This is a genomic window from Shewanella schlegeliana (assembly GCF_016765635.1).
Classification (GTDB): Bacteria; Pseudomonadota; Gammaproteobacteria; order Enterobacterales; family Shewanellaceae; genus Shewanella; species Shewanella schlegeliana.
Genome location: NZ_JAESVD010000002.1, coordinates 36,713 through 62,375 on the forward strand (window position 1 = coordinate 36,713; position 25,663 = coordinate 62,375).

22 protein-coding genes and 1 other annotated feature are annotated in these 25,663 nt (G+C 43.7%); of the genes, 11 read left to right on the forward strand and 11 right to left on the reverse strand.

Translation table 11 applies throughout. From position 1 onward, the window contains the following. Positions 1 to 108: 108 nt before the first annotated feature. Entirely contained in the window at positions 109 to 1,590 is a 1,482-nt protein-coding gene (locus JMA39_RS03205) for an alanine/glycine:cation symporter family protein (protein WP_202720393.1), read from the reverse strand. 420 nt (positions 1,591 to 2,010) lie between these two features. On the opposite strand from JMA39_RS03205, the gene JMA39_RS03210 reads away from it, so the two are divergent. The 5 genes from JMA39_RS03210 to JMA39_RS03230 all read left to right on the forward strand — a co-directional run bounded on the left by JMA39_RS03210 (position 2,011) and on the right by JMA39_RS03230 (position 9,000). Then, positions 2,011 to 4,377 (forward strand): phosphoketolase family protein, encoded by a 2,367-nt coding sequence (locus JMA39_RS03210; RefSeq protein WP_202720394.1) that lies wholly within the window; start codon positions 2,011 to 2,013, stop codon positions 4,375 to 4,377. Between the two features lie 238 nt (positions 4,378 to 4,615). Further along, a complete protein-coding gene (locus tag JMA39_RS03215; protein WP_202720395.1) occupies positions 4,616 to 5,701 on the forward strand; it encodes an OmpA family protein in 1,086 nt (361 codons plus the stop codon). Positions 5,702 to 5,979: 278 nt separating this feature from the next. Continuing rightward, positions 5,980 to 6,936, forward strand: a complete 957-nt coding sequence (gene tal, locus JMA39_RS03220) for a transaldolase (RefSeq protein ID WP_202720396.1) — start codon at positions 5,980 to 5,982, stop codon at positions 6,934 to 6,936. 18 nt (positions 6,937 to 6,954) lie between these two features. Beyond that, complete coding sequence (gene pgi, locus JMA39_RS03225; RefSeq protein ID WP_202720397.1) at positions 6,955 to 8,592, forward strand: glucose-6-phosphate isomerase; 1,638 nt, start codon at positions 6,955 to 6,957, stop codon at positions 8,590 to 8,592. 222 nt (positions 8,593 to 8,814) lie between these two features. After that, on the forward strand, positions 8,815 to 9,000 hold the full coding sequence (locus JMA39_RS03230; RefSeq protein ID WP_202720398.1) for a DUF3545 family protein: 186 nt from the start codon (positions 8,815 to 8,817) through the stop codon (positions 8,998 to 9,000). A 55-nt stretch (positions 9,001 to 9,055) separates the two neighbouring features. On the opposite strand, the gene JMA39_RS03235 is transcribed toward JMA39_RS03230, so the two are convergent. Next, a complete protein-coding gene (locus tag JMA39_RS03235; protein ID WP_237732585.1) occupies positions 9,056 to 9,595 on the reverse strand; it encodes a hemerythrin domain-containing protein in 540 nt (179 codons plus the stop codon). Between the two features lie 238 nt (positions 9,596 to 9,833). Between JMA39_RS03235 and nfo the strand changes: the two genes are divergently transcribed. Further along, positions 9,834 to 10,688, forward strand: coding sequence for a deoxyribonuclease IV (gene nfo / locus JMA39_RS03240; RefSeq protein ID WP_202720399.1), 855 nt, complete (start codon positions 9,834 to 9,836; stop codon positions 10,686 to 10,688). A 29-nt stretch (positions 10,689 to 10,717) separates the two neighbouring features. Here nfo and JMA39_RS03245 read toward each other — a convergent pair whose 3' ends face one another. The 4 genes from JMA39_RS03245 to thrA form a co-directional block, all read right to left on the reverse strand. Beyond that, positions 10,718 to 11,014 (reverse strand): hypothetical protein, encoded by a 297-nt coding sequence (locus JMA39_RS03245; protein ID WP_202720400.1) that lies wholly within the window; start codon positions 11,012 to 11,014, stop codon positions 10,718 to 10,720. A gap of 240 nt (positions 11,015 to 11,254) precedes the next feature. Then, positions 11,255 to 12,541: a threonine synthase gene (thrC, locus tag JMA39_RS03250; RefSeq protein WP_202720401.1), complete on the reverse strand. Its 1,287-nt coding sequence runs from the start codon at positions 12,539 to 12,541 to the stop codon at positions 11,255 to 11,257. A gap of 44 nt (positions 12,542 to 12,585) precedes the next feature. Next, entirely contained in the window at positions 12,586 to 13,521 is a 936-nt protein-coding gene (gene thrB, locus JMA39_RS03255; RefSeq protein ID WP_202720402.1) for a homoserine kinase, read from the reverse strand. Further along, the gene (gene thrA, locus JMA39_RS03260; protein ID WP_202720403.1) at positions 13,518 to 15,983 is read right to left on the reverse strand and encodes a bifunctional aspartate kinase/homoserine dehydrogenase I; all 2,466 of its coding nucleotides are present in this window, start codon (positions 15,981 to 15,983) and stop codon (positions 13,518 to 13,520) included. Before thrA ends, thrB begins: the two co-directional genes overlap by 4 nt. A 713-nt stretch (positions 15,984 to 16,696) precedes the next feature. Between thrA and slyD the strand changes: the two genes are divergently transcribed. Further along, positions 16,697 to 17,317, forward strand: a complete 621-nt coding sequence (slyD, locus tag JMA39_RS03265) for a peptidylprolyl isomerase (protein WP_202720404.1) — start codon at positions 16,697 to 16,699, stop codon at positions 17,315 to 17,317. Between the two features lie 132 nt (positions 17,318 to 17,449). Next, a complete protein-coding gene (locus JMA39_RS03270; protein WP_202720405.1) occupies positions 17,450 to 17,851 on the forward strand; it encodes a hypothetical protein in 402 nt (133 codons plus the stop codon). A gap of 53 nt (positions 17,852 to 17,904) precedes the next feature. On the opposite strand, the gene trpR is transcribed toward JMA39_RS03270, so the two are convergent. Next, positions 17,905 to 18,180 carry a trp operon repressor gene (trpR, locus tag JMA39_RS03275; protein WP_202720406.1) on the reverse strand — a complete coding sequence of 92 codons (276 nt, stop codon included), beginning with the start codon at positions 18,178 to 18,180 and terminating at the stop codon, positions 17,905 to 17,907. A gap of 262 nt (positions 18,181 to 18,442) precedes the next feature. Between trpR and JMA39_RS03280 the strand changes: the two genes are divergently transcribed. Then, entirely contained in the window at positions 18,443 to 18,904 is a 462-nt protein-coding gene (locus tag JMA39_RS03280; RefSeq protein ID WP_202720407.1) for a c-type cytochrome, read from the forward strand. A gap of 89 nt (positions 18,905 to 18,993) precedes the next feature. Here JMA39_RS03280 and JMA39_RS03285 read toward each other — a convergent pair whose 3' ends face one another. Next, on the reverse strand, positions 18,994 to 19,686 hold the full coding sequence (locus JMA39_RS03285; protein WP_202720408.1) for a cytochrome b/b6 domain-containing protein: 693 nt from the start codon (positions 19,684 to 19,686) through the stop codon (positions 18,994 to 18,996). Between the two features lie 308 nt (positions 19,687 to 19,994). Here JMA39_RS03285 and hpf point away from each other — a divergent pair, with 308 nt between their 5' ends. Beyond that, a complete protein-coding gene (gene hpf, locus JMA39_RS03290; protein ID WP_202720409.1) occupies positions 19,995 to 20,357 on the forward strand; it encodes a ribosome hibernation-promoting factor, HPF/YfiA family in 363 nt (120 codons plus the stop codon). 121 nt (positions 20,358 to 20,478) lie between these two features. Then, positions 20,479 to 20,597 (forward strand) — a sequence feature (Phe leader region). 71 nt (positions 20,598 to 20,668) lie between these two features. After that, positions 20,669 to 22,642, forward strand: coding sequence for a chorismate mutase (locus JMA39_RS03295; protein ID WP_202720410.1), 1,974 nt, complete (start codon positions 20,669 to 20,671; stop codon positions 22,640 to 22,642). A gap of 6 nt (positions 22,643 to 22,648) precedes the next feature. Here the strand turns inward: JMA39_RS03295 and JMA39_RS03300 are convergent, their stop codons facing one another. The 3 genes from JMA39_RS03300 to JMA39_RS03310 form a co-directional block, all read right to left on the reverse strand. Next, on the reverse strand, positions 22,649 to 23,935 hold the full coding sequence (locus tag JMA39_RS03300; RefSeq protein WP_202720411.1) for a cation:proton antiporter: 1,287 nt from the start codon (positions 23,933 to 23,935) through the stop codon (positions 22,649 to 22,651). A 35-nt stretch (positions 23,936 to 23,970) separates the two neighbouring features. Further along, the gene (locus JMA39_RS03305; protein WP_202720412.1) at positions 23,971 to 24,309 is read right to left on the reverse strand and encodes a hypothetical protein; all 339 of its coding nucleotides are present in this window, start codon (positions 24,307 to 24,309) and stop codon (positions 23,971 to 23,973) included. Positions 24,310 to 24,486: 177 nt separating this feature from the next. Continuing rightward, positions 24,487 to 25,590 (reverse strand): hybrid-cluster NAD(P)-dependent oxidoreductase, encoded by a 1,104-nt coding sequence (locus JMA39_RS03310; RefSeq protein WP_202720413.1) that lies wholly within the window; start codon positions 25,588 to 25,590, stop codon positions 24,487 to 24,489. Between the last annotated feature and the right edge of the window lie 73 nt (positions 25,591 to 25,663).

Below are 25,663 nucleotides of genomic sequence, written 5' to 3' on the forward strand. Positions count from 1 at the left end.
GCATAAATCCTTTATAGATAAACTCTTAAACCAATGATACTGAACAAAAACAAAAAAACCACGCTTAAACAGCGTGGTTTTTTAGATTGTACTGATAAAGCTTATAGATTAAGCGTTAGCAGCTTCTGCTTTCGCTTCGGCCTTAGCTTGAGCCTTGGCTTCCTCTTCAACAGTTTTGCTCGTCCAGATCCCGCCTTCTAAATTAGATAGCTCAGGGAACTTGCTGGCATCAAACGTTGGCGTCTCGCCGCTTTTCAGCTGTTGACGATAATCGTTAATGACTCGAATCGCTAAACCAGACAGTAGCAGTAAGGCGATAATGTTCACGGTCGCCATTAGGCCCATAGATACATCGGCTAAGTTCCACACTAGACCGATCTTAGCTACAGCGCCAAACATCACCATACCTAAAACACAGATTCTAAATATTGGTAGTGCTTTCTTACTGTTACCTGACAAATACATTACGTTAGTTTCAGCATAAGAGTAGTTAGCAATAATTGAAGTGAAGCAGAATAACAAAATTGCTAATGCTACGAATCCGCCACCCCATGGGCCAACATGTTGAGTCAGTGCCTCAATGGTCAGCTTGATGCCATCACCGTCTGAGCCTAAGTCACCCGCTAACAAAATAATTGCCGCTGTCGCAGTACAGATAACGATAGTATCAACAAACACGCCCATCATCTGCACAAAGCCTTGCGATGCAGGATGATTTGGGTTTGGTGACGCACTCGCTGCAACGTTAGCAGCACTACCCATACCCGCTTCGTTAGAGAACAAACCTCGGGCAATACCCGCTTGCATAGCCTGAGCAATCGTATAAGCCACACCACCAGCCACAGCTTCCTGTAGGCCGAAGGCACTCTTAATCACCAGCATAAATACATCTGGTAGCTTCTCGAAGTTCATTGCCACAACAACAAAAGCGATCAAGATATAGGCTACAGCCATAATCGGAACAACGATTTCAGAGACCTTGGCAACCTTATTTAGGCCACCCATAATCACAAAGGCACTGACAATTACAATTCCGATGCCAACATAAGTTGGATCTAAATTGAACACCTGAGTCATTGCGCCAGTAATCGTATTAGCTTGAACAGCGTTAAACACTAGGCCGAAAGCGATGATCAGGAAGATTGAGAATAGGATCCCCATCCAGCGTTGACCAAGTCCCTTCTCCATATAATAAGAAGGACCACCACGGTATTGGCCGTCTTCATCGCGCACTTTATAAACCTGTGCCAATGTTGACTCAACCATAGCGGTAGCCATACCTAAGATGGCAATAAGCCACATCCAGAATACGGCGCCTGGACCTGCGGCTGTAATTGCCACTGCCACGCCAGCCATGTTACCCGCACCAACGCGTGCAGCCATGCTAGTACAAAAAACTTGAAAAGATGAAAGACCGCTGCGGCCGCCACCTTGTCGACTCTTAAGCATAATTTCGCCAGAATGCTTAAAATGAGTAAGCTGAATAAATGTCAGTCGAACTGTAAAATACAGTCCGGCTCCCACCAGACCATATACTAAAAGCTTTCCCCAAAGCAGCGCATTGAGAAAATTAACCGTTGTTTCTATCATTTTATTTCAATCCCCATGACAAACCCAATCAAGCAAATAACAACTCGACTGCGTCTATCCTGTATTAACCTTCCTAAGTATTTAAATAACAGCAGATTTTATTTTCAAATTATCTTAAACGTGAAAAAATTACATCACGCCCGCTGTAATCCGCGCAGCAAAATAGCATAGCATTGCTTTAACCCCGAGCGATATAGATCACAATTCATCACTTACCCGACATCATCGTCACACCAACACACAAAGACCACCAGTCAAAATAACCAAATTAACACTATATTCACACCTGGGCATTGGTATTTTTTTATACAATCTGCTTTCAATAAATCAGAGGTTGCCCACGTTTTTGTAATAAAATTACAAATATAGTGATTAATATGAAATTTGTTTAACTTTATGATTACGTAAATGGGGTTATTTATGGCACATCAGCAAGAAATTGTCGCACTCAAGAAATTTGTTCGAGCAACTAACTTTCTAGCGACATCGCAAATTTACTTAAAGAAAAACGTGCTGCATAAACGCGCACTTGAGCATAGCGATATCAAACCAAGGCTACTTGGCCATTGGGGAACCTGTCCGGGTATCAATTTCGTTTATGCAAACGTTAACAGACTTATCACTAAGCACAATCGCTCGTTTGTCTACTTAGTCGGCCCAGGTCACGGCTTCCCAGCTGTTCAGGCAAACCTATTTATGGAAGGCTCTTTGAGCCATTTCTACCCAGAAACCATTCCTTATAACGAAGACGGTATCACAGATATTTGCCAGAAGTTCTCTGCAGCCTATGGCTACCCTTCTCACGCAAACCCAGAGGCTCCAGGCCAAATCCTAGAAGGTGGTGAACTGGGCTATTCACTATCAGTTGCTTGGGGGGCTGTATTAGATAACCCCGATCTGATTGCTGCATGTCTAATTGGTGATGGGGAGTCAGAAACGGGGCCACTAGCTGCGTCTTGGTATGCAAACCGCCTTGTTTCCCCTAAAAACAATGGCGCAGTTCTGCCTATTGTTCATATCAACGGCTACAAGATCTCGGGTCCGACTCGTATGGGCCGTATGAGTCATGAAGAACTTGACCTAGAATTTAGAGGCTTAGGTTACCACCCAATCATCGTTGACGATGAGCTAGAGGAGGACGTTTACGTTCAAATGGCTGCGGCAATGGATAAGTCATATGAAATGATTAATGATATCCAAACCCGAGCTCGTGCTGGCGAAGACATTGTTAAACCACGCTGGCCAGTCATCTTGATGCGTACCGCCAAAGGCTGGACGGGTACCGCCGAATTTAACGGTAAGAAATTAGAAGGTAACTGTGAGTCACACCAAGTTATCGTCAATAAGTGTGCTACTGACAAAGGTCATCTAGATGCACTGAATACCTGGTTAGCCAGTTACAAATTCAGTGAACTCTACAGCATCAACAATCAAGGTGAGCTGATCTTCGATGAAGATATTCAATCGCTACTACCACCAAAAGAACTTACATGCGGCCGCCAACATTTAAGCTACGGCGGTGAAGTGGTTCGTGCATTAGCACAGCCCGATCTTAAGAAGCTAGCCTACGGCCCTGAAACCCCACGCGGACATCGTGGCCTGTCTATGTATAAGATGGGGGAATGGATGCGTGATGCATTTAAACTCAACCGTGACCAGCGCAATCTACGCATTTTCTGCCCAGACGAAACTTACTCAAATCAGCTGCAAGCTGTATTTGAAGAAACGAGTCGTGCTTGGCAGTGGCCTATCGAAAGCTGGGACGAAGATATGTCTCGTGATGGTCGTGTCATCGAGTTACTATCAGAAAACCTATTGTTCGGTATGTTACACGGCTACACAGTAACTGGCCGTCATGCGATGTTCCCAACCTATGAAGCATTCTCACAAGTTGTTTCATCAATGGCTGACCAATACTGTAAATACGTATACGCCAGCCAAGGGGTACATTTCCGTAAACCAGTGCCAGCCTGTAACGTCGTCTTGTCATCACTGCTTGAGCGTCAAGACCACAATGGTTACTCTCATCAAAACCCTTCATTCTTAGGTGCGATGCTTGAGAAACACCCTAAGATCATCTCTGCTTACTTGCCAGCTGATGGTAACAGCACGCTGGTTTACACCGAGCGCGCTTACGCCGATCGTGACAAGCTCAATATCTTAGTTGCAGGTAAGAAAGATCTTCCACAGTGGCTAACTCTCGATGAAGCGCGTCAGCAAGCTAAAGATGGCGTTATGGTTTGGGACTTCGCATCAGATGAAAACCCTGATGTGGTTCTCGTCGGCTGTGGTGACTACGTCACTCAAGAGGCAATGGCTTCACTGGTACTGATTCGTGAACTACTGCCACGTGTACGTATCCGCTTTGTCAGTGTTACAGAGCTTACCAGCAGTGGTCTAGGTAGCTTAGAGTTCCAAAGCAAGCCTTGGTTGATGGATGAAGTGTTTACAGCCGATAAGGGAGTTGTATTCAACTACCACGGTTATCCAAACACCATTAAGAAACTTGTGTTTGACTATAAAGGTAGCGATCGTTTCAGAATCAAGGGCTATGAAGAGGAAGGCTCTACAACAACTCCATTCGATATGGGCGTGCGTAATGGCACATCACGCTACCACCTCGTTATCGATATGGCATATAAGCTATTCCAGCAAGGTGTAATCGATGAGACACAACACGTCGCAATCACTACTGACATGCTGCAGCGCCTAGTCGATCATAGAAATTATATCAAGGCTAATGGTGTTGACCCTGAAAGCATCGAAAACTGGGTATGGACACGTTAACTCTCAGATTTACCGCGGTAAATTAAACTAAATTAAAGGGCGCTATTTTAAATAGCGCCCTTTTTACTACTTTAGTTCGCTATGAAATTTCATAAACTAAGTGGAAAATATCGTATTTACAACTGATAATAGTTGCAGCCAGCTAAAACATAATGGATCTCCGTGATAAGTGCTGGCACTGCTTAACATTAATATTGAGCAGACGGAGGAGTTTTATTATAAAACATAAGGATTTTGAATGATGAACAACACACTAAAAGCAGTTCTGCTTACTTCGATGTTACCTTTTGCTGCAAACGCGGCTGACGGCATGAGCCCCTGGTATGTAGGTGGCGGTGTCGGCATCAACAATTACGAACCTAACTGTGACCAAAAAACCATGAAAAGTTGTGGCGAAGATGATCCCTATGCATGGGACGTATTCGCGGGTTACCTGCTGAATGACCACTTCGGTATAGAACTTGGTTATCGCGACCTAGGCCGTGCGGAATGGGTCGACTATTCAAATAAACTTAATGATGTTGGTGCCAAAGGTATGAACCTTGGCGTAGTAGCATTCTGGCCATTTGCAGGAGATTGGAGCTTATCTGCTGAAGCGGGTGCATTCAACTACCTCATCTCTAATAATAAGCAATGGGGAACTGAATACTACAGTGACAGTGGTGTAGCCCCCTATGTTGGTGCGGGTATTGGTTACAACATTACTGATAACCTGAAACTTCAAGCGAAGTATCGCCGTTATGAAAATCTTGATGAAGACAAGTGGAAGACGCTAGAGATGGAAAGTAACTACTGGGGACTAGAGTTGAGCTATCGTTTTGGTAGTAAAGCTAAGCCAGTAGCTCCTGTCATCGCTGACTCTGACAATGACGGTGTAACTGACGACTTAGACCAGTGTCCAAATACACCTGTGACCTATAAGGTTGATGCAAACGGCTGTCCTATTTACTTAGAAGTAGAGACCCAACTCGATATTGAAGCTAAATTTGCTAACAACTCAGCTGAAGTAGAAAAGTCTTCATATGGTGCTATGACAGAGCTAGCTACATATTTGAAACAGCATCCGAATTCAACTGTTACCATTTCAGGTTATGCCTCTAATACAGGTAAAGCAGACTACAATATGAAACTTTCAGAACGCCGCGCAGCTGGCGTTGCTGAGGTGCTAATTAATGAATATGGCATTGCACCTAACAGAGTTTCATCAAAAGGTTACGGTATAACAAGGCCACTAATGGAAGGCAATTCAGCAGAAGCAAACGCTGCCAATCGCCGTATCGAAGCGCATGTCACAGATATAGCAGTGACTCCAGTACTGAAATAAACACTCGCAAATAAAGGCTCACGGCTATCACAACCGTGGGCTTTTTTATTTTTAAGGCCTGGTAAAAACGCTATACTTCTTGATCAATCTTTTATCAAACACTAGCTCTTAGCATAATCTCGTACTTAGATTACCAAAAAAGGCTGTTTAAATGATTTTTAGCAACTTTTGTGTAATTTTTTTTCATATATAGTTGGAATGTTCATTAAAATGGCTTTTAATAGCAACTAACTTAACTGTCACACAGATGCTGTACATAGAGTAAGGATGTAATACGCATGGCAAATACATTAGAACAACTTAAACCTTTCACTACCATTGTTGCCGATACTGGCGATATTGAAGCCATAAAACGTTACCAGCCAGAAGATGCAACAACCAACCCCTCTCTCATTTTAAAAGCATCAGAAATCCCTGAATACAGTGCATTAATCGAAGAAGCCATCACTTGGGCTAAAAGCCAGAGCAGTGATCTAGCACAGCAGGTTGAAGATGCCGGCGATAAACTCGCCGTCAATATCGGTTTAGAGATCCTAAAAATCGTTCCTGGTCGCATCTCGACTGAAGTTGATGCCCGCCTTTCATTCGATAAAGAAGGCTCAATCGCTAAAGCGCACAAGCTGATCAACCTTTATCAAGCTGCAGGTATCGACAAGTCTCGTATCCTTATTAAGCTAGCGTCTACATGGGAAGGGATTTGCGCCGCTAAACAACTTGAGCAAGAAGGTATTAACTGTAACCTAACCTTACTATTTAGCTTTGCTCAAGCACGTGCATGTGCTGAAGCCGGTGTTTACCTAATCTCGCCTTTCGTTGGCCGTATTTTAGACTGGTACAAGAAAGATACAGGTCTTGAATACAGCGCAGCAGAAGATCCAGGTGTTGTATCTGTTACTAGCATTTATAACTACTACAAGCGTCATGGATTTAACACTGTAGTTATGGGTGCCAGCTTCAGAAATACAGGCGAAATCATAGAGCTTGCAGGCTGTGACCGACTCACTATTGGTCCTGCATTACTAGAAGAGCTATCTAACAGCAACACGCCTATCGTACAGAAGCTACTTCCAGCGACCGAAGTTGTTGCACCTGAAGCCGATATGACTGAAGCCCAATTCCGCTGGGAGTTTAACGAAGATGCGATGGCAGTCGAAAAACTAGCCGAAGGTATTCGCAACTTCGCTATCGACCAAGGCAAGCTCGAAGTTATGCTAAAAGATAAGCTTTCGTCTTAACGGAATTAGGACAATACAATGACAGAACTCACTCAACAAGCTAGCTGGCAAGCACTGAAGAAGCACTGTAAGACGCTTCCTCATCTGCGCGAACTATTCTCGACTGAATCCGATCGTTTCAGTGATATGTCGACTCAGGCATGCGGTTTATTTTTAGATTACTCTAAAAATCGCGCGTCAAAAGAGACGATGTCATTACTGTTTCAATTAGCGAAAGAGAGTCAGCTTGAGTCAAAAATTAAGGCGATGTTTGCAGGCCAAGTGATTAACAACACTGAGCAAAGAGCTGTATTGCACACAGCTCTGCGTGCTCCTGCAGACAAAGTGATTACTGTCGACGGCAATAATATTGTCGCCGAAGTTCAGCAAACCCTAGCGAAAATGGGTGAGTTCGTCGAATCTCTGACATCAGGTCAGTGGAAAGGCTATACAGGTAAAACGATTACCGATGTTGTAAGTATTGGTATTGGCGGTTCTTTCTTAGGTCCAAAAATCGTTTCTCAAGCTCTGCGCCCATATTGGACGGGAGAACTAAACTGTCACTTTGTTGCCAATGTTGATGGTACTTCTATTACTGAAAAATTAAAGGGGCTCAATCCACAAACCACTTTGTTTGTGATGTCTTCTAAATCTTTCGGTACTCAAGAAACCTTAACCAATACCCTTACTGCCAAAGCGTGGTTTTTAGACCAAGGTGCATCGCAAGCCGATGTGGCGAAGCATTTTGTTGCTGTCAGCTCGAATGTGGCTAAAGCGACCGAATTTGGTATCGATGCCAACAATATCTTCCCAATGTGGGACTGGGTCGGTGGCCGTTACTCATTATGGTCAGCAATTGGTTTGCCTATCGCTCTACTTATCGGTATGGATAACTTTCGCGAGTTATTAGCCGGTGCTCATGCAATGGATGAACACTTTGCTAATACGCCTTTAGAAAATAATATGCCTGTTATTATGGGTCTATTCTCTCTATGGTACGGAAACTTCTTCAACGCTCAGTCGCATGTAGTGCTAACTTATGATCATTACCTAAGAGGCTTACCGGCATACTTCCAACAACTTGATATGGAAAGTAACGGTAAATCTGTCACCCTAAACGGTACAGATGTTGATTACAGTACAGGTCCAGTTATCTGGGGAGGTGAAGGCACCAATGGCCAACATGCATATCACCAACTACTGCACCAAGGTACAGCACTAATCCCAGCAGACTTCATTATGCCACTAAACAGCCACAATCCTGTTGGTGAGCACCATGTACAACTTGCTTCTAACTGCTTCGGTCAAACCCAAGCCTTAATGCAAGGCCGTACTTATGAAGAAGCCTTAGCAGAGCTTAGCAACAGCAAACTTGATGATGCACAAAAGCAGCTTATTGCTAAACATAAAGTGATGCCTGGTAACAAACCAAGCAATACCATTTTAATGGATAAGCTGACACCAACAACACTTGGTGCCCTGATTGCCCTTTATGAGCATAGAACCTTTGTACAAGGTGCAATTTGGCAAATAAACTCTTTCGATCAGTGGGGTGTTGAGTTGGGTAAACAGTTGGGTAATGATGTACTCGACCGCCTGACAGCAGACGATGAGGCCAAGGAACTTGACTCATCCAGTAATGGTTTAATCAATCTGTTTAGGCAGGGAAATATTTAAGCTGAATTCTCTCCTCAAAAAGCCAGTTTCGACTGGCTTTTTTGTTTTTAACTAGCAGAGCCTTCCACTATGGCGACAAAACCACTCATATATCACCTGCTCTAGCTCAAACTAAAACATTAAAACTTCATGTTGATTTAACATTTTCGAAACATTTTAGTTGCACCATGAATAAAAATCATGCTATTAAATTGAAGACAAAATAAACAATAGGAGGTTGCCATGAATCGACTCGATTATGGTAGTGCGCTAGATAACATTGTTGAGAAGCCAAGCCGCTCAAGAAGCTCCAATAAAAAGCGAAAATGGCGTGAAATTGAAGCTCTAAAAGAGAAGCACCGCTTACTCAAAGAACTTCAAGAGATGGATAACAGCTTCAATGGCGAGCTAGATACCCTCCTGATGTAACAAAAAGATAAAAAGAGCGCTCAGCGCTCTTTTTAGTTTTATCATTAAGTATCATCTATTCAGCCGTTTCTAAGTATTCTCTTAACTCTTCAAATAATGCTTTGTCATTTTCATTAAACAAAGGGTCATCAATCAAGCGTTCGTTGCATATCACCGCAACGGCTTTCCAGTCATCATCGGTTATCACCTCTTTCCACTTGGGAAATACCGTTGACTCTTCATATTCCATATGTGATTGCTGCATTCTCACATAACTTTCAAGATCGGCTACTAACTGCTCTTTCGATACTACAATATCATTTAAAATCAGATTTAACGTGGCCATAAGGGAAGCTGACGCCTCCCCTAACTTTAAGTGTTCCGAAGTCAGTTTTTCATTAATATGTGCACGGCCAAGCTTGTTCCAGTAAAACTCTGAAATAACCTCTTCCAGTGGGTGGTGGCTATGCTCAGCATAACTCTGCATATACTCCACTATGTCTCGTACCACATTATAATTTATCGCTTCACCTGCAGCTAACTTAGTATATTTAGCCTTTAAAACCTTAAGCAAAATGGCAATATGCTTATGGTCATGCATGAGTCTCGCTAGCATAGTCATCTCCATCCTAATTCGCACCCACTATCTTTTATATTAGTAAACCGTATAAATAACGCCCAATATAACAAACCAATCACAATGGCTTTAGTGATGAAGATCAACTTAATTTAGATTAACTAACAAACACTTGCAGCTGACAAATTCACTGACAATAAATATAAAAACTCCAGTGTAGATCTCCCATGGCATAATAGCGATTAAACAAACTTAAGCTCAACAAGGACAAGTATAGATGCAAGCCTCACACCTTATTGGAGCACATGTTAGCGCAGCTGGTGGCATAGCTAACGCTCCCCTCAACGCTGCTGCTATTGGCGCCAATGCGTTTGCCCTTTTCACCAAAAACCAGCGCCGCTGGCAGGCAGCCCCGTTAGATCCTAAACAGATAGAGCTATTTCAGCACAACTGTAATGATGCTGGTATTTCACCTGAGGCGATTTTACCCCATGACAGCTATCTAATTAATCTTGGGCATCCAGATCCTGAACTTCTCAATAAGTCACGTGAAGCCTTTTATGACGAGATGCAGCGCTGTGAACAGATAGGCTTATCGTTACTTAACTTTCATCCCGGTAGCCATCTACGTAAGCTAGCAATCGATGACTGTTTAACGAAGATCAGTGAATCGATAAATCTCGCCCTCGAACGTACACAGAGCGTAACTGCTGTCATTGAAAACACCGCAGGGCAAGGTTCAAATCTTGGCCACAGTTTTGAGCAACTGGCGCAGATAATTGATGGGGTAGAAGATAAGTCTAGAGTCGGGGTCTGTATCGATACCTGTCACCTATTTGCTGCAGGCTACGATATTCGAACCCAAGACACCTGCACACAAACGTTTGAATTATTCGATAAGGTTATAGGCAACCAATACCTAAAGGCGATGCACTTAAATGACAGCAAGACGCCGCTCAATAGTCGAGTAGACCGTCATGAATCTTTAGGGCAAGGAGAGATAGGGCAAGAGGCATTTGCTAGCCTGATGAAGTTAGAGCCAGTAAAAGGGATCCCACTGATCTTGGAGACAGTGCGCCCGGAGCTATGGCAGCAAGAGATAAATTGGTTACGCTACCTTGCTAAGCAGTGATAGCTATCGCTATAAGGCAGCGCTTTAAATTACATTAAACACTTATAGATCACAGCAACCACTTTGGTTGGCTCGCCTAGATCCGATTGTAGCCATACTATATGAGTGCCTTTAAGCTCTTCACCTTGTTTAATGGCACTAAGCCTTGCATCGGCGAGTGCATTATCACCACGACCAAAACCGGTCACCATTGCAAAGCTATCACAATGTGTCACTTCAAAGTCATAGGCTTCATTAATTCGGTGGTACAGCTCAATATCTTCAGTTGCACAGCCAGTTAACAGACTTGCTAATAGAACACCTATGACAACACGTAACACAATCATTCCCTGCTTTTTAAAAACTGCGGCGCAAGATATAAAAATTCCCCACATTAATTTGTGACAAAAATCACAGCCATTCAGCTTTACCCATCACATTTAGTTACTGATGTTAATAGATTTCATTAAGCATCAAATACATGAAACTGCGTCTGCAATACAACTGTATATTTAAATGGATGCCCACAATTTACCAACAAAAAAAAGGAAGCTGTAACAGCTTCCTTTTTTTAGTAACCTTCACTTTTATGCTGATAAAACCTTGAACAAATGTGTTTTCAACCGCTCAAAATCCGCGGGTAAAGTGGCCGATAGGATCTGCTTCGGCACAACTCTGGCTAACGGCTCAGGTAGTGGCAGTTCAATTTGTAAAATCTGCTCAACCACTTCATTAAACTTCGCAGGATGCGCCGTTGCTAAGAAAATCCCCTTTTCATCAGCAGACATCGTTTGCTTTAAGGCTAACGCAGCAATTGCGGCATGAGGCTCTGACAGGTACCCTGCACTGTTTAATGCTTTTACAGAATCAGTTGTATCCGTTTCAGAAACCCCTAAGCCAAGAATATCCCCCAATGACCACCCCATGGCTTCAACAATGGCTTCAACACGAGGCCAGTTGCTCGGCTCTGCCACATCCATTGCATTAGACATAGTCGCGACGGTTGCTTCTGGCTGCCATTCGCCACAGTCTAAATAGCGAGGCACGGTATCATTACTGTTAGTCGCGGCCACGAAACGCTTTACAGGTAGCCCCATCGCCTTAGCAAACAGACCCGCAGTTAAATTGCCAAAGTTGCCACTTGGAACAGCAATCACAGGCTCGCCCTCATTTTGCTGTTTAAACTGCGCAACAGCCTCAAAATAGTAACAGATCTGTGCTAGTAACCGACTGATATTGATTGAGTTTGCTGAGTTAAGATGCAAGCCATCTCTAATATCTAGATCTTCAAATGACTGCTTAACCAGGCTCTGACACGCATCAAAATCAGACTCTACCGCGACCGTGTGGATATTGTTTCCTAAGGTGGTAAACATCTTTTCCTGTAGCACACTGATCTTACCCTTAGGGTATAAGACCACCACATTGATATTGTCTAAGCCATAGAAGGCGTCGGCTACGGCGGCACCGGTATCACCGGAAGTGGCTGTAAGGATGTTAATCTTATCCGACTTTGCCAACTCATTTAGACACTGGGCCATAAAGCGTGCGCCAAAATCTTTAAAGGCGAGGGTTGGCCCATGAAATAGCTCAAGACTATAGAGATTAGTGTCGGCCTTCACTAAAGGAAGATCAAAGTTAAAGGCGCGCTCCACCAATCTATCAACGGTGTCTTGTCCAAGCTCGGAGGCTAACCATGCACCGATCACTTTCTTGCTTCTTTCTACAAAAGGCAATGCCAGTAAACTATCGATATCTTGTAACTGCGGAATGACTTTAGGAAAAAACAGGCCTCTGTCTTTGCCAAGACCTAACTTAACCGCTTCAGTAAAACTCACCACCTGTGATGGGTGTTTTAGGTTATACAACTCCATGACGACTTCCTTAAAATTCTGTTTATTGGGTCTAGTTAAGACACTTAATCGACTCGGCGTGCCCCTAGACTATCGATTTGGCATATATGAGAGAAGCCTTTACCAGACTCGACATAATTGTTATCCAGCCACTGCTGAGCTCGTTTGGCGACATCAAGGTTATCGGTGATGCTAAACAGTGTCGGTCCACTGCCGGAGATCCCAGTTGTCAACATGCCTAACTCGGCTAAAGCCATTTTAGCATTTTGATAATTAGGGATTTCAGCCGCACGATAAGGCTCGGCTAACACATCCTTTAATACCGCAATAGCTAGCTCTGCATCTTGTTTATATGAGGCATGAACGAAGGCACTTAAGTAACGACCAAAATCAATCGTGGTCTGCTTATCAAATTGGTTTGGCATTAATTGACGCATTCTTGAGGTCGATAACGAAATGCCTGGGTAGGCCACCACCCAATACCACTGCTGAAAATCAGGGATCGACTCACACACTCGCTGTGACGTATCAAGCATTAACTGCATACCACCTAAGTAACAAGGTGCGACATTATCATAGTGAATTGAGCCACTGATCTTACCTTCAAACTCGCCCATTAAACGTAGCAATTCTTGCTCTGAAAACGGCTTATCGAAAAAGTCATTTAAGGCCGCTAAGGCGGCAACTACTGAGCTCGCACTCGATCCGAGTCCACTGCCCACAGGTAAGTTCTTCTCTAAAGTTAATTTAAGGCCAACATCTTTATCGAGATGGCCTAAGAAAAACTCTGCACACTGATAAACAATATTCTCTCGCTCATTTTGCGGAAGCTTGCTAGCCCAGTGGCCAGCAAGAACGAGTGACAGTCCCTGCTCGGCAGACTCAACTTTGACTGTATCGCCAAGCAAACTGCCATCGATAGGAGCCAAGGCGGCACCAAGCAGGTCAAAACCTACGCCGACGTTGCCCATCGATGCTGGGGCATAAATCGTTACGCTCATACACCCACCTCTCGAGTCCAATTTAGAGTACGTAATATATCGGCAAATGCACCTGCAGCGGTGACATCGGTACCCGCGCCATATCCCCGAAGTACAAATGGGATCGGTTGGTAGTAGCGGCTATAGAAGGCCAGTGCGTTCTCGCCGCCTTTTACGCTATATAGCGGATCGCTTGCATCGACTTCGGCAATCTTAACCTTGCAGCCCTCATCATCTATCTGGCCGACATAGCGCAAAACCTTGCCTTGGGCCTTGGCCGCTTCAATACGTTGAGCAACAGCAGAGTCTAAAGCCGGAAGGTTGGCCATAAACTGCTCAACATTACCTGAGGCGTCGAATGACTCGGGTAGCACAGACTCCACATGGATATCGCTAAGCTCAAGCTCCATCCCTACCTCTCGTGCAAGAATAAGCACCTTACGCGCAACATCCATACCACTTAAGTCATCACGAGGGTCCGGCTCGGTAAAGCACTTCTCTCTTGCGATAGATGTCGCTTGTGACAGCGTCATCCCCTCATCTAGCATTCCGAAGATATAAGAGAGGCTACCAGACAAGATACCGTTAAAACGCAGCAACTTATCACCAGCAAATAGTAGTTTCTTTAAGTTATCGATAACTGGCAACCCTGCACCAACGGTTGTTTCGTAGAGGAACTGGCGACGCTGCTTAAGTGCAGTTTTCCTTAAATCTTGGTAATAGGCCATATCACGAGTGTTAGCCTTCTTATTGGGAGTCACCACGTGTAAACCCGCATTCATCACATCAAGATACTTATTCGATACCAGTTCACTCGAGGTACAGTCCACCAGCACAGGGTTGAGCAGCTGCTGCTCTTTCGCCCAAACCAACATCCCATCGAGATCCGCCTCTTGCTCACAATCGGCCAATACGCCCTGCCAGTTGGCTAAATCAATACCCTGAGGATCTAACAGCATCTTTTTAGAGTTAACGATGCCACAAACACGGATAGCAATATGTTGCTCTTTTAACATGCTACGTTGCTGCTTTATCTGCTCAAGCAAACCCGCTCCGACGTTGCCGCAGCCAACGAGGAAGACATCTAAATAGTGCTGCACATCGAAAAAAGACTGATGACAGGCAGAGATTGCATGTTTCGTTTTACGCTGCTCAACCACAGCTGAGATTGAACGCTCAGAAGAGCCCTGGGCGATCGCAACGATATTAACCGTTGCCTGAGCAAGTGCTTGGAAGAATTTAGCCGCCACACCTTTGTGGGTGCGCATACCATCGCCGATTAGCGATACAATCGCTAAATCGTGACGCATCTCAATCGGCTCTAAAATGTCACTTTTAAGTTCAAGCTCAAACTCCTGCTCTAAAGCAAACTTAGCTTTAATCGCATCTTCAGTGGCAACACAGAAACTGATGCTGTATTCAGAGGAGCTTTGGGTGATTAAGGATACAGATACGCCTGAGCGGGAGATTGCGCCAAGTGTGCGGCTGGCCATGCCGACCATCCCTTTCATACCCGGACCTGACACGTCAAACATTGTTTGATCGTCTAGGTTAGAAATCGCTTTTACATTGAGCCCTGTCTCATCGGGTTTGTCCGACACCAGTGTACCCACAGCTTGTGGATTGAAGGTATTACGGATATAGCAAGGAATATGATACTGCGCGATAGGTGCTACCGTTTTAGGATGTAGAACCTTGGCCCCAAAGTAGGAGACCTCCATCGCTTCTTGATAGCTTAACTGTGATAAGAGTTTCGCATCAGCTACGACTCTTGGATCTGTATTATAGACACCATCAACATCGGTCCAGATCTCACAGCAACTTGCGCCGATACAAGCCGACAATACCGCAGCCGAATAATCAGAACCATTGCGCCCAAGTGTCACAACATTGCCTTGAGCATCCCCAGCGGTAAATCCAGGCATCACCCAAACATCTGCAACAGTTAAATCTAAGGCATTAAAACGAAGTTTACTCGCTTCAATATCGACTGCTGATTCAAGACGCGGACCATAGCCAACTAGCAAAGACTCTGGAAGTAGCAGGTTAGCGCTATGGCTAAAGGATTTAATCACCTCAACCATTAGCGCAGATGACAACTTTTCACCGCCGACTAAGATCTGCGCTTCAACGCTTTCAGGGCATTCACCAAGTAAGCTCATCCCTTCTAATTTACTCTGCCAAAAACTGAGTTGTAGCTTAAGCTTCTCAGCCAAAGTCGCATTTTGCTCGGCGTTTAAACTTGCTCCTGCTGCGCCGTACAGATCATTAAATACTTTTTCTACCTTAGCTAGCACAGCGCGATAATCACCACCATTAATGGCAACTTCAACCATCTCAATAAGACCATTGGTTACCGTAGCTGGCGCGGATAGAACTACTGCTGTTGGCTCAGAATTAGCAGAGTCATTAACAATCTCTGCAGCCCCTTTAAAACGCTGCCAATTAGCTAGCGAGGTACCGCCAAACTTCATAACTTTCATCAAAACTCCTTTTGCCGCGCCACCCAAGAAACAAAAAAGCCCGCTCCTTTAGGGGGAGCGGGCTTGATATTTTACTTATATCAGGTTGTGCTTAGCCCGCCCCCACGTTGGTAATCGTGGTGGTTGTAATAATGGTGGTGTTCATTAAAACGTGGCTAAACATAAAAATTCGTTATTATCCAATTGGATTAATTTGTGTTCTAACAGAATTGCCTTTTTCAGCAGTAAGTGTCAACCCCTAATTACAAGTTTCTTGCGATTAGTAACCCTAGAAGCTAAATATAGAAGAAAACCCTCATAAATATTCGTTTACAATCTCCCATGGTAGACGCTGCGTTTAATAAACTATTACGCTTACGTAAAAGCAAACAGCAAGCAAAGCTGTAACTAATTAATATAAATACAATAAATAAACCTACCATCAACGCAAGACCAATAAAGTTAGTATCAACTCAGCTAGAGCAATAATACCTATCAAAAGGAGGCTATTAACAAATTAATCTGAGTCTACTACCGAAATAAACTTAAAGTTCAGCGTTAGATAAATTGCGACTAATCGATAAAAAAATCATACATCTCAGATCAAGACCGCTCAGGCAGACTCTATTTCCTGACAATAAAAGATGTGGTTTAGGTAGCAGAAGTGCATTCACCCTATCGCAAATCCCTTTAAAGCAGGCTAGAATGCGCGCAAATTTCCGATTGGAGCCAATATGAAAATCACCGAAAAATGTGCTGTTAGCATCCATTACCGATTATCAGATGCGAAAGGTCAGCTTGTAGAAAGTTCTTTTGAAGGCGAGCCAATGATCTATCTGCATGGTGCAGAAAATATGATCCCTGGCTTAGAGGCTGCACTTGAAGGCAAGGCACAGGGTGACATCCTTGATGTAACTGTTGATGCAGAGCAAGGGTACGGCCCATATCATGACGGTCTTCGCCAAGAAGTTCCATTGTCAGCATTTGGCGACATCGAAGACATCGTTCCAGGTATGCGCTTTATTGCAGAAACTGAAATGGGTCAGCGCCCAGTACAAGTTACTGAAGTGAAGGACGACGTAGTCGTTGTTGACGGCAACCACCCACTTGCAGGTCAGTCATTAGTCTTCAACGTTGAAGTACTTGAAGTCCGTGCAGCAACTGAAGAAGAGATCGCTCACGGTCATATTCACGCACATGGCGGTGGATGTGGTGGCCATGGACACTCTCATGAAGGTGGCTGCTGTGGCGGCGACCATGATCACGGACACGAAGGCGGATGCTGCAGTGACGATGAAACAAAAGAAGCTAAAGAAGGTTGTGACGGTAACGGCGGCTGTGGTTGCAGACACTAAATCCTTCTAGTTCTTTAGAATGAATTTAAGCCCGTTTCACTGATTTAAGTGAAGCGGGCTTTTTTATGGTCTACACTGCCTAAATTGGACAATGGAATTGCTCAGAAAAATCTTTTTGCAAAGGAACTGCAAATGTTATCAAGACCCGTTTATGAAGCCCTCCCCTACACTTATATAGCTCTAGGTAGCGTTAGCTTGATGATGCTGGAGCAAACTTATGCCCAACTCTTCGCAGCACTGCTATTTCTATTGGGGAGTCGTGTCGATGTACTGCGCTCTAGTAATCGCCGTACTGACTCTAAGAAACGTAGAAGAAAGGGCAAACTGCCCACCTTCATCTACGAGCACACCCCATACCTGTACCTACTAACCGCATTAGTACTACTGAAACTAGACTCGAAACTAGCGCCTGTGTTTAGTATTGCGTTAATAAGTTATGCACTCTATATCTTTGCGAGGCGCACAATGAACCGCAAACATAAAACCGTCACTTTGCAACGACTAGAAGATATCGGTAACACCCATCGTCGATAGCTGATAGCGACTAAAGGCAGCAACAATCCTAGTAGAGCCAAGCTGTTGAGCGTCTATAAAATTAACCGCTGAATATTGTCTCTTTGCTGCAAACTCATATGCTTAAGATAATTAGAGCAGCGAGTTATGGTGGCAATACTTATTTGGTATTCTTGAGCGATTTGGCGCTGACTCATTTCGCCTTGTAATAATGTTTGAAAAACCTTTAATCGCCCCGCCACGGCACTACGCTCTTCCTCTGTAAGTAACAACTCGAACAATACGATTAAATTCTGTAGATCTTGCTGCAATAAGATTTTTTCTAAAACCGAATCCCACTCTGCTCGCATTTAAACTCCCATTTACAAACATAATTTATAACTATGTTTCATACCAATAATCACGTACTAGTACATCACTACAGGGAGTGTAGCAAGAATCTGCCCCGTATACACTGTGCCACATCCATTAGCGTTAGCTGAATTTAGTAGATAAAAGAGTCATTTGTAACTAAGCGTAACTAAAGTAAAAAACGATTGGATTCAGCTGAATAATTCTGGCTACAATGAGCCGGTTAAGTTCACAAAACATAATAAAAACGTGAGATTCGATATGAAAAAAACACTAATAATGAGCATTAGCGCACTACTTGCAACAGCAACACTGGCAACCAGCGTGCAGGCTAATAACTTTAAAGAAGCTGAAGATGCCATCCACTACCGTCAATCAGCTTTTAGCTTGATTGCTTACAACTTTGGCGATATGGGGGCGATGCTAAAAGGCAAAAAAGAATACAATGCTGACGTTTTTGCTAAACGCGCTGAAAATGTTGCCGCACTATCAAAGCTGCCTCTAGAAGGTTTTGTAGCAGGCTCTGAAAAGGGGGATACCGAAGCACTAGCAAAAATCTGGAGCGATAAAGCCGACTTTGACGCCAAGATGAAAACCTTCCAAGAAAATGCAGCCATCCTGGCAGTCGCAGCAAGTAAAGGCGATAAGAAAGAAATCAAGAAAGCCTTTGGTAACACAGGGAAAAGCTGTAAAGGCTGCCATGACATTTACAAGAAAGATTAAGTCTAACTTATCTTGAAATAAAAAAGCCTGTTCATTAACAGGCTTTTTTATTGGCTCATTTATTGGCTCACCAATTATGCTAAAACGCACTAGAGCATATTAATCACCGGCCACATAAAATAATTGATCACTAACGCGCCAATAATCATAACTAAGACCACAGCTCTTAGTAGTGATACAAAAGTAAGTTCTGAGGTATTACTCTCTTCAAGCTTCGATGCGGGCAACGACTTATAGCCACTAAACATCGCAGCTAGAATCCTATCGCCTTTAATCGTATGCACCCCAACAGCAAGCACATGCACAGCAGCTAGCAGTAAGATAAGATCAAAGTTCTTTTTATGCAGCCAAGTCAACCAACTCGCTGTATCAGAGCTGACTAAGGGATAAAGTGGTCCTTCTGTGAAAATCTCATCGGTTGCAAATAACCCCGTTATAAGCTGAACACAAATCAGAGTAATAAGCGTGATCACCATATAACCTCCAACCGGATTATGACCAATTGAAGCAGAGATCCCTTCACGCCGAGTTTTTTCTAGATAAGCGATCACTGTTTTAGGGGAGTGAACAAAATGACTGAAGCGCGATGTGTCGCTACCTATAATCCCCCAGATAAGCCTCACCCCGATCAACACCATCAAGCCATAGGCTAAAATTTGATGCCACTCCATCTCCCCCGCATCAGCAGTCCACCATAGTCCACCGAGTAAGCACAGCATCCCCCAATGAAAAATCCTTGTCGGTATATCCCAGACTCTAATCTTGACTAAACTTTGTTCCATTATCAGCCACTCTCTAAAAATAATTAGTTTCAAGTGCCATTATAAAGTGGGAATTATGTGAGTGCTATGGGGTTATTTAGACTAATAATTTTGCCATTAACGCTAAATAAGGGAGGACTTATCCAATCCAATATGACTTGGTTTTTTGTTGTTTACAAGGAAATTAGGTCAATTATTGGCTATATTTGTCTAAGTGATCAAATAAAAGACGAACAGTATTAAATAGCCCTTTAAACGTGATTTAGATCACGACTTTCGTGTCATAGGTTGGTAATCTGAACTCAAGGAAACAACAAAAGGTTCGACATATGATAAAGATTACTAGCAAGCATTTCGAAGTTACTGAATCTATTCGCGAACGTATTGAGGCCAGATTAGACAAATTAGCAAGACACGATGTGCAGCTAATTAATCCACATATTATTATTCTACAGGAGAAGCAAGGTTTTAAGATTGAAGCTTCTGTGGGCATACCAAGTGCCAAATTATTTGCCCAGGCGAAACACGACGACCTTTACGCAGCAATTAATGCAATGGGACAAAAGCTGGAGAAACAGCTCAATCGCCTGACTCATAAACCAGAAAGTCAACGTCACGCAACACTTAAAATAGAAGATGATGCCATTGATGACGACTTTGATGACGACTTAGAGGAGGAATTTGCAGCTTGATATCATTGTTATGTTTTAATGCAAAGCGCACCTTAGGGTGCGCTTTTTTATGTAAAAAACTCAATTAAACCAAGTTTTGATTGACACACCTCCTCCACCCCTTTAGTTTTAAATCCATGAACAAAATCCATACTGCTTTTTTTACTTTCTTTTTTATGCCCCCCACCCACGGAGGCGGAATTTTGGTGTAAAAACGAAAGTGAAAATTCCAAAGCCTCCCACACGGGAGGCTTTTTTATATCAGCAAAGATAAGCATATATAGGTTTATCATTATGGGTATTAGAGAGCATAATTAGATTCAGAGGCTAAGATGAGTAAACCACAACCCTTAAATCACACTAGAGAGCAGATCACGAATCTCGATAATGAACTACTCGCTCTACTTGCTAAGCGCCGAGAGTTAAGTTTGGATGTCGCCCGTAGTAAAGAGGTTGATGTTAGGCCTATACGTGACACAACCAGAGAGAAAGAGTTGTTATCTCGCTTAGTGAAGCAAGGTCGAGAGCAAGGTTTAGATGCCCACTATGTAATTTCTCTCTACCAAAGCATTATCGAAGACTCTGTTCTCAACCAACAAGCCTACCTGCATGGCCGTGCAAACCCTGAGACTCAGCAGCAACAGTACTGTATCGCTTACCTAGGTGCTAGAGGCTCTTATTCCTATCTAGCAGCAAGCAGATACTGTGATAGACGCCAAGTGAAGATGCAAGATCTTGGCTGTCAGAGCTTCGATGAGATAGTACAAGCTGTCGAGTCTGGTCATGCTGATTATGGCTTCCTGCCGATTGAAAACACCTCTTCAGGCTCAATCAACGAAGTCTATGACGTATTGCAGCATACAAGCCTTGCCATTGTTGGTGAAACCACCATAGAGGTCGGACACTGCCTACTGGCTAATAGCGATAGCAATATTAGTGATATCAAAACGATTTACGCCCACCCTCAGCCTATCAGCCAGTGCAGCCGTTATCTGAGTCAGCATGGTGAGTTTAAACTTGAATATTGCTCTAGCAGCGCCGAGGCGATGGAAAAGGTCTGCAATGCAAACGATAACAGTGTCGCCGCTATCGGTAGTGCTGAAGGTGGAGCACTATATCAACTTGAAGCTATTGAAACTGGCCTCGCCAATCAAAAAGTTAATCAAAGCCGGTTTATCGTTGTAGCGAGAAAAGCGGTCGAAGTTCCGGAGCAACTCCCAGCCAAATGTACCTTAATCATGGCCACTGGACAGAAGCCCGGTGCACTTGTAGAAGCACTATTGGTTTTAAAGGCCCGTAATCTCAATATGAGTAAACTGGAGTCTAGACCCATCCCAGGTACCCCTTGGGAGGAGATGTTCTACTTAGATATAGACGCTAATCTTTCCAGTGAGCCTATGCAGGCAGCACTAAAAGAGTTAGAAAAGACCACTCGCTTTATTAAAGTACTTGGCTGCTACCCCTGTGAAACGGTTAAACCAACTCAACTAAGCAATAGCCAATTGATGATAGAGCCAGATACTTCTAAGGCAATCACAGTCACTCCAACGGAGCCTGTCAAACAGCTACGTGTTAGCAAACAATACAAGAGTGAGCCAACGCAAGTCCTCTGCGGCCAACTAAATTTAGGAGCTGGGAATATCGGCGCCATAGCTCAAGTGCAACTACCATTAGATCTTCAACAATTTGAGCAACAGGCTAAGCGACTAAAAGAGTCTGGTTTCCAAGCTGTGGCTATCCAAGGCTTGAGTCAACAAAGCGATTTGATTAACTCAATTGCTAAATTTAAGCACACGCTAACACAGTTCGGTTTAGTTAATGTATTGGTTATTGATCATGAAACAGACTTAGCCATTGCGACTCAATTTGCCGATATAGTGATGTTATCGGGCAACTTGATGTACAACCAAGCAATATTAACTCAGCTAGGCTCCTTGCTTATTCCTGTGGTATTAGAGCGAAATGCGATGGCGAGTGTCGATGATCTGCTCGATGCGGCCGAAACGCTGCTGAGCCAAGGCAACCAGCAGCTAATTCTATGCGAGTCAGGTGTGAGCACTCTCAATAATTCGGGTAGACCGTCTCTAGACTTAGCCGCCCTAGTTGAGCTAAAGGCTCTCAGTCACTTACCCATTGTAGTGAATCCAAGTTATGCTATCGAAACTGAGCAGATGGCTACATTTGTTAGAGCGATTAAGCAGCTAAAAGGCGATGGTATTATGCTTAACTTAAGTGCGCTTGAAGCATCGACACTCGAAGCAAAGCCCGAGTTACTCAACGAACTATTGAGAAACCTATATCACTGACCTAAGTTAAAGTTTACGCCGAGCAGCATGCTCGGCGTTACTCTTATCAATCAGGCTTGGAATGGTGGTACCTTGCACTAAAATAGAAAACACCACTACCGCGTACGTCATCACCATCAACAACTCTCTAAGATCGATATTACTGCCACTGACCACGATCACACCAGTAGGTAAACTCATCGCCATTGCTAATGCTAAACCACCGCGTAGCCCACCCCAAACTAAGATCTTTTCTGCGTAAGAGTTATAGTCTCTAAAGCGCCTAAAACCATAATAAGGCAGATAAATACTGATGATCCGCCCAATAAGTACGATAGGTACTGAAAGTAACATAAACCACCATAGCTCGACATCAAAGTGAATGAGCAACAATAGTAAGCCTAAGAGCAGGAACAACAATGAGTTAAAGAAGGACTCTATCAATAACCAAAAACTTTCAAGGTGACCCTGTTCCTCGTTATTAAGTAGCTTAGGCACACACACATTGCCAGTGATAATCCCCGCACTTACCATGGCTAAAGGCCCAGAGACACCAAGCATATCTGCGCCTATGTATCCAGCACTGGGCACCAATAAGGTCATCAATAAGTATTGAGTCCGCTCCTCAGAGAAGTGCAACATACCATGTAAGGCTGCGGCTAATACCGCACCATAAAGTAAACCTCCAAGCGCTTCTCTAATGAAGAGTCCGCTCACATCAGTGAAGCTTAACGGTTCTGTTGAAAATGCAACTTGCGAAACAGTAATAAAAATCACTAAACCGATGCCATCATTGAAGAGCGACTCTCCCTCTACCTGAGTTGCAATATCCTCTGGGGCACCAAGCTGTTTAATTATTGCTAACACCGCAATAGGATCTGTTGGCGAAATCAGGGCTCCAAACAGTAGGCAATAACTGAAATTTAAAGGTAACCCTATAACGGAAGCAACGAGGTATAGGAGGCCTGCGATTACAAAGGTTGATACAAGTGTACCAACAAAAGCCAGAACAAAAATTTCCCACCTTTGCCTCCTTAATACGTGAAGCTTGATCTGCAACGTACCTGCAAACAGTAAGAAGCCCAGCATGCCATTAAGCAATAGCGCATTAAAATCAAGTTGCTCTAGATCGGTCACTAAAGTTGAATAAATCGACACTCCAAAAATCTTACCTGCAGCTAAGATCACCAAACTTAAACTCAGAGCTAATGCAGTGATAGTGATTGTCTGCTGCCAACGATGTAAACGTGAAGATATGAGAGAAATAGCTAAAGAGAGCGCAGATAACAGACAAAGGATTTCGTAACTGGTCACGATCAGATCTCGGTTTGAAAGAAAGGGGATAAAGGTTAAATAATGCGACCTTCAATCAGGCTAAGCCAGCCTTTAATGATTCTACCACTGAACCATATCGCAGCGACCACATAAAGCGCCGCACTTAACCATACTTGGGTCGCTAAGTATCCCGTCGCCATCATCAGAAACATGCCCATAATAGACCAGCGCTGCCAGCGAAAATGAATAGCAAGTAGACTATTAGGATTTTGCTGAGGTTGATAAAGGTTGATGAGTAAGCTTAGGGCGGCAGGCAACAGCATGATAGGAAAACATGCCATAAGTGCATAAAGCAGATGCGCAAGACTCTTATCTTCTAGCGCCAGTGACTGAGAATGTAATGTAGATGCCATACGCCACTCCATCGAGAGATGAGATCAATTAGTAGACAAAGACAGGCGCAAATCCATCATGGCCTGTCTTTAACCTTACTTTCTCATAGTGAGTTACGCAACTTTCGCATCTGATTTATTACGGATTTTTATATAATAGACTAAAATAAATCCATTTGATGCGACTAAAGTTCGAATCTAAAGTTCTAGCCTTGCATCTGACTTTAACTTAGTAGAACAAGCTAACACGTAGCCTTGAGCGATCTCGTCAGGCGTTAACGCCATCTGGCTTGAAGACTCGACCTCCCCCTCAACAACTTTACACTTACATGCACCGCAAACACCCGAGCGACAAGCAGCGATAATAGGTAGACCTTCCGCTTCGATGCCATCTAATACGGTTTGTTCTGTTGACAGGGCACGGCTTCTATCACCGATATTCAACATAAAACCGCTTGAGTCGGTATTCGTGCCAGCACTTTGTTCTTTAGCCGCTTCAAGTTCTGCACTATCGCCTTTGAAGCTGCCAAAGCTCTCTTGATGGAACCTAGTCATATCAAAGCCTAGTGACTCAAGCAGTGCTTTAACCGCTTGCATATAGGGCTCTGGGCCACAGACAAACACGGTTCGAGTCTGATAATCTGGCACTAGGCGCTCTAGTCTTTCAGCACTTAACCGACCCGCTAAGGGATCTGTATACTCATCAAGCGATTCACCTAGCTCTTCCAAAATATAGTTAAGCGTAAACTTCTCATTACGCTGCGCCATCTGCGCCAATGACGTCTCAAAAATCAGGTCGTTGTTTGATTTAGCACTGTGAACAAAGCTGACATCAGGGCCAATTTCAGTATCGGTTAACCAACGCGACATAGAGTACATAGGAGTGATACCACAGCCAGCACTTAAAAATAGATACTTATCGGCTTGAATATCGACAAGGTTAAACACACCGTCTGGCCCTAGCGCTCGTACCATATGACCGACTTCAAGGTTGTCGGCCAAATAGTTAGAAACCTTACCACCCTCAATACGTTTGATGGTTAGTACAATCGAGTATGGCCGTGAAGGAGAAGAGCTAATGGTATAACTACGCGCAATTTTCTCGCCATTAATTTCAAGCAACAGGGTTAAAAACTGCCCGGGTTTAAAATGAAACTTTACCGGAGCAGTACCCTGAAAGCGGAAACTCATCACATCATGGTTCTCGCTCCATTTTTCAACGCAAACGAGTTGATGTTCACCTGACTGCCATTGCTGGGCAGAAAATGTTTCTAAATTAGAAGCTTGTTTATTGATTGCCATATTCACGCTATACCTACCTATCGTACTTAGCCTGTTAACTTCTAAGCTAAAAATGGCCACACTTTGGTGGCCA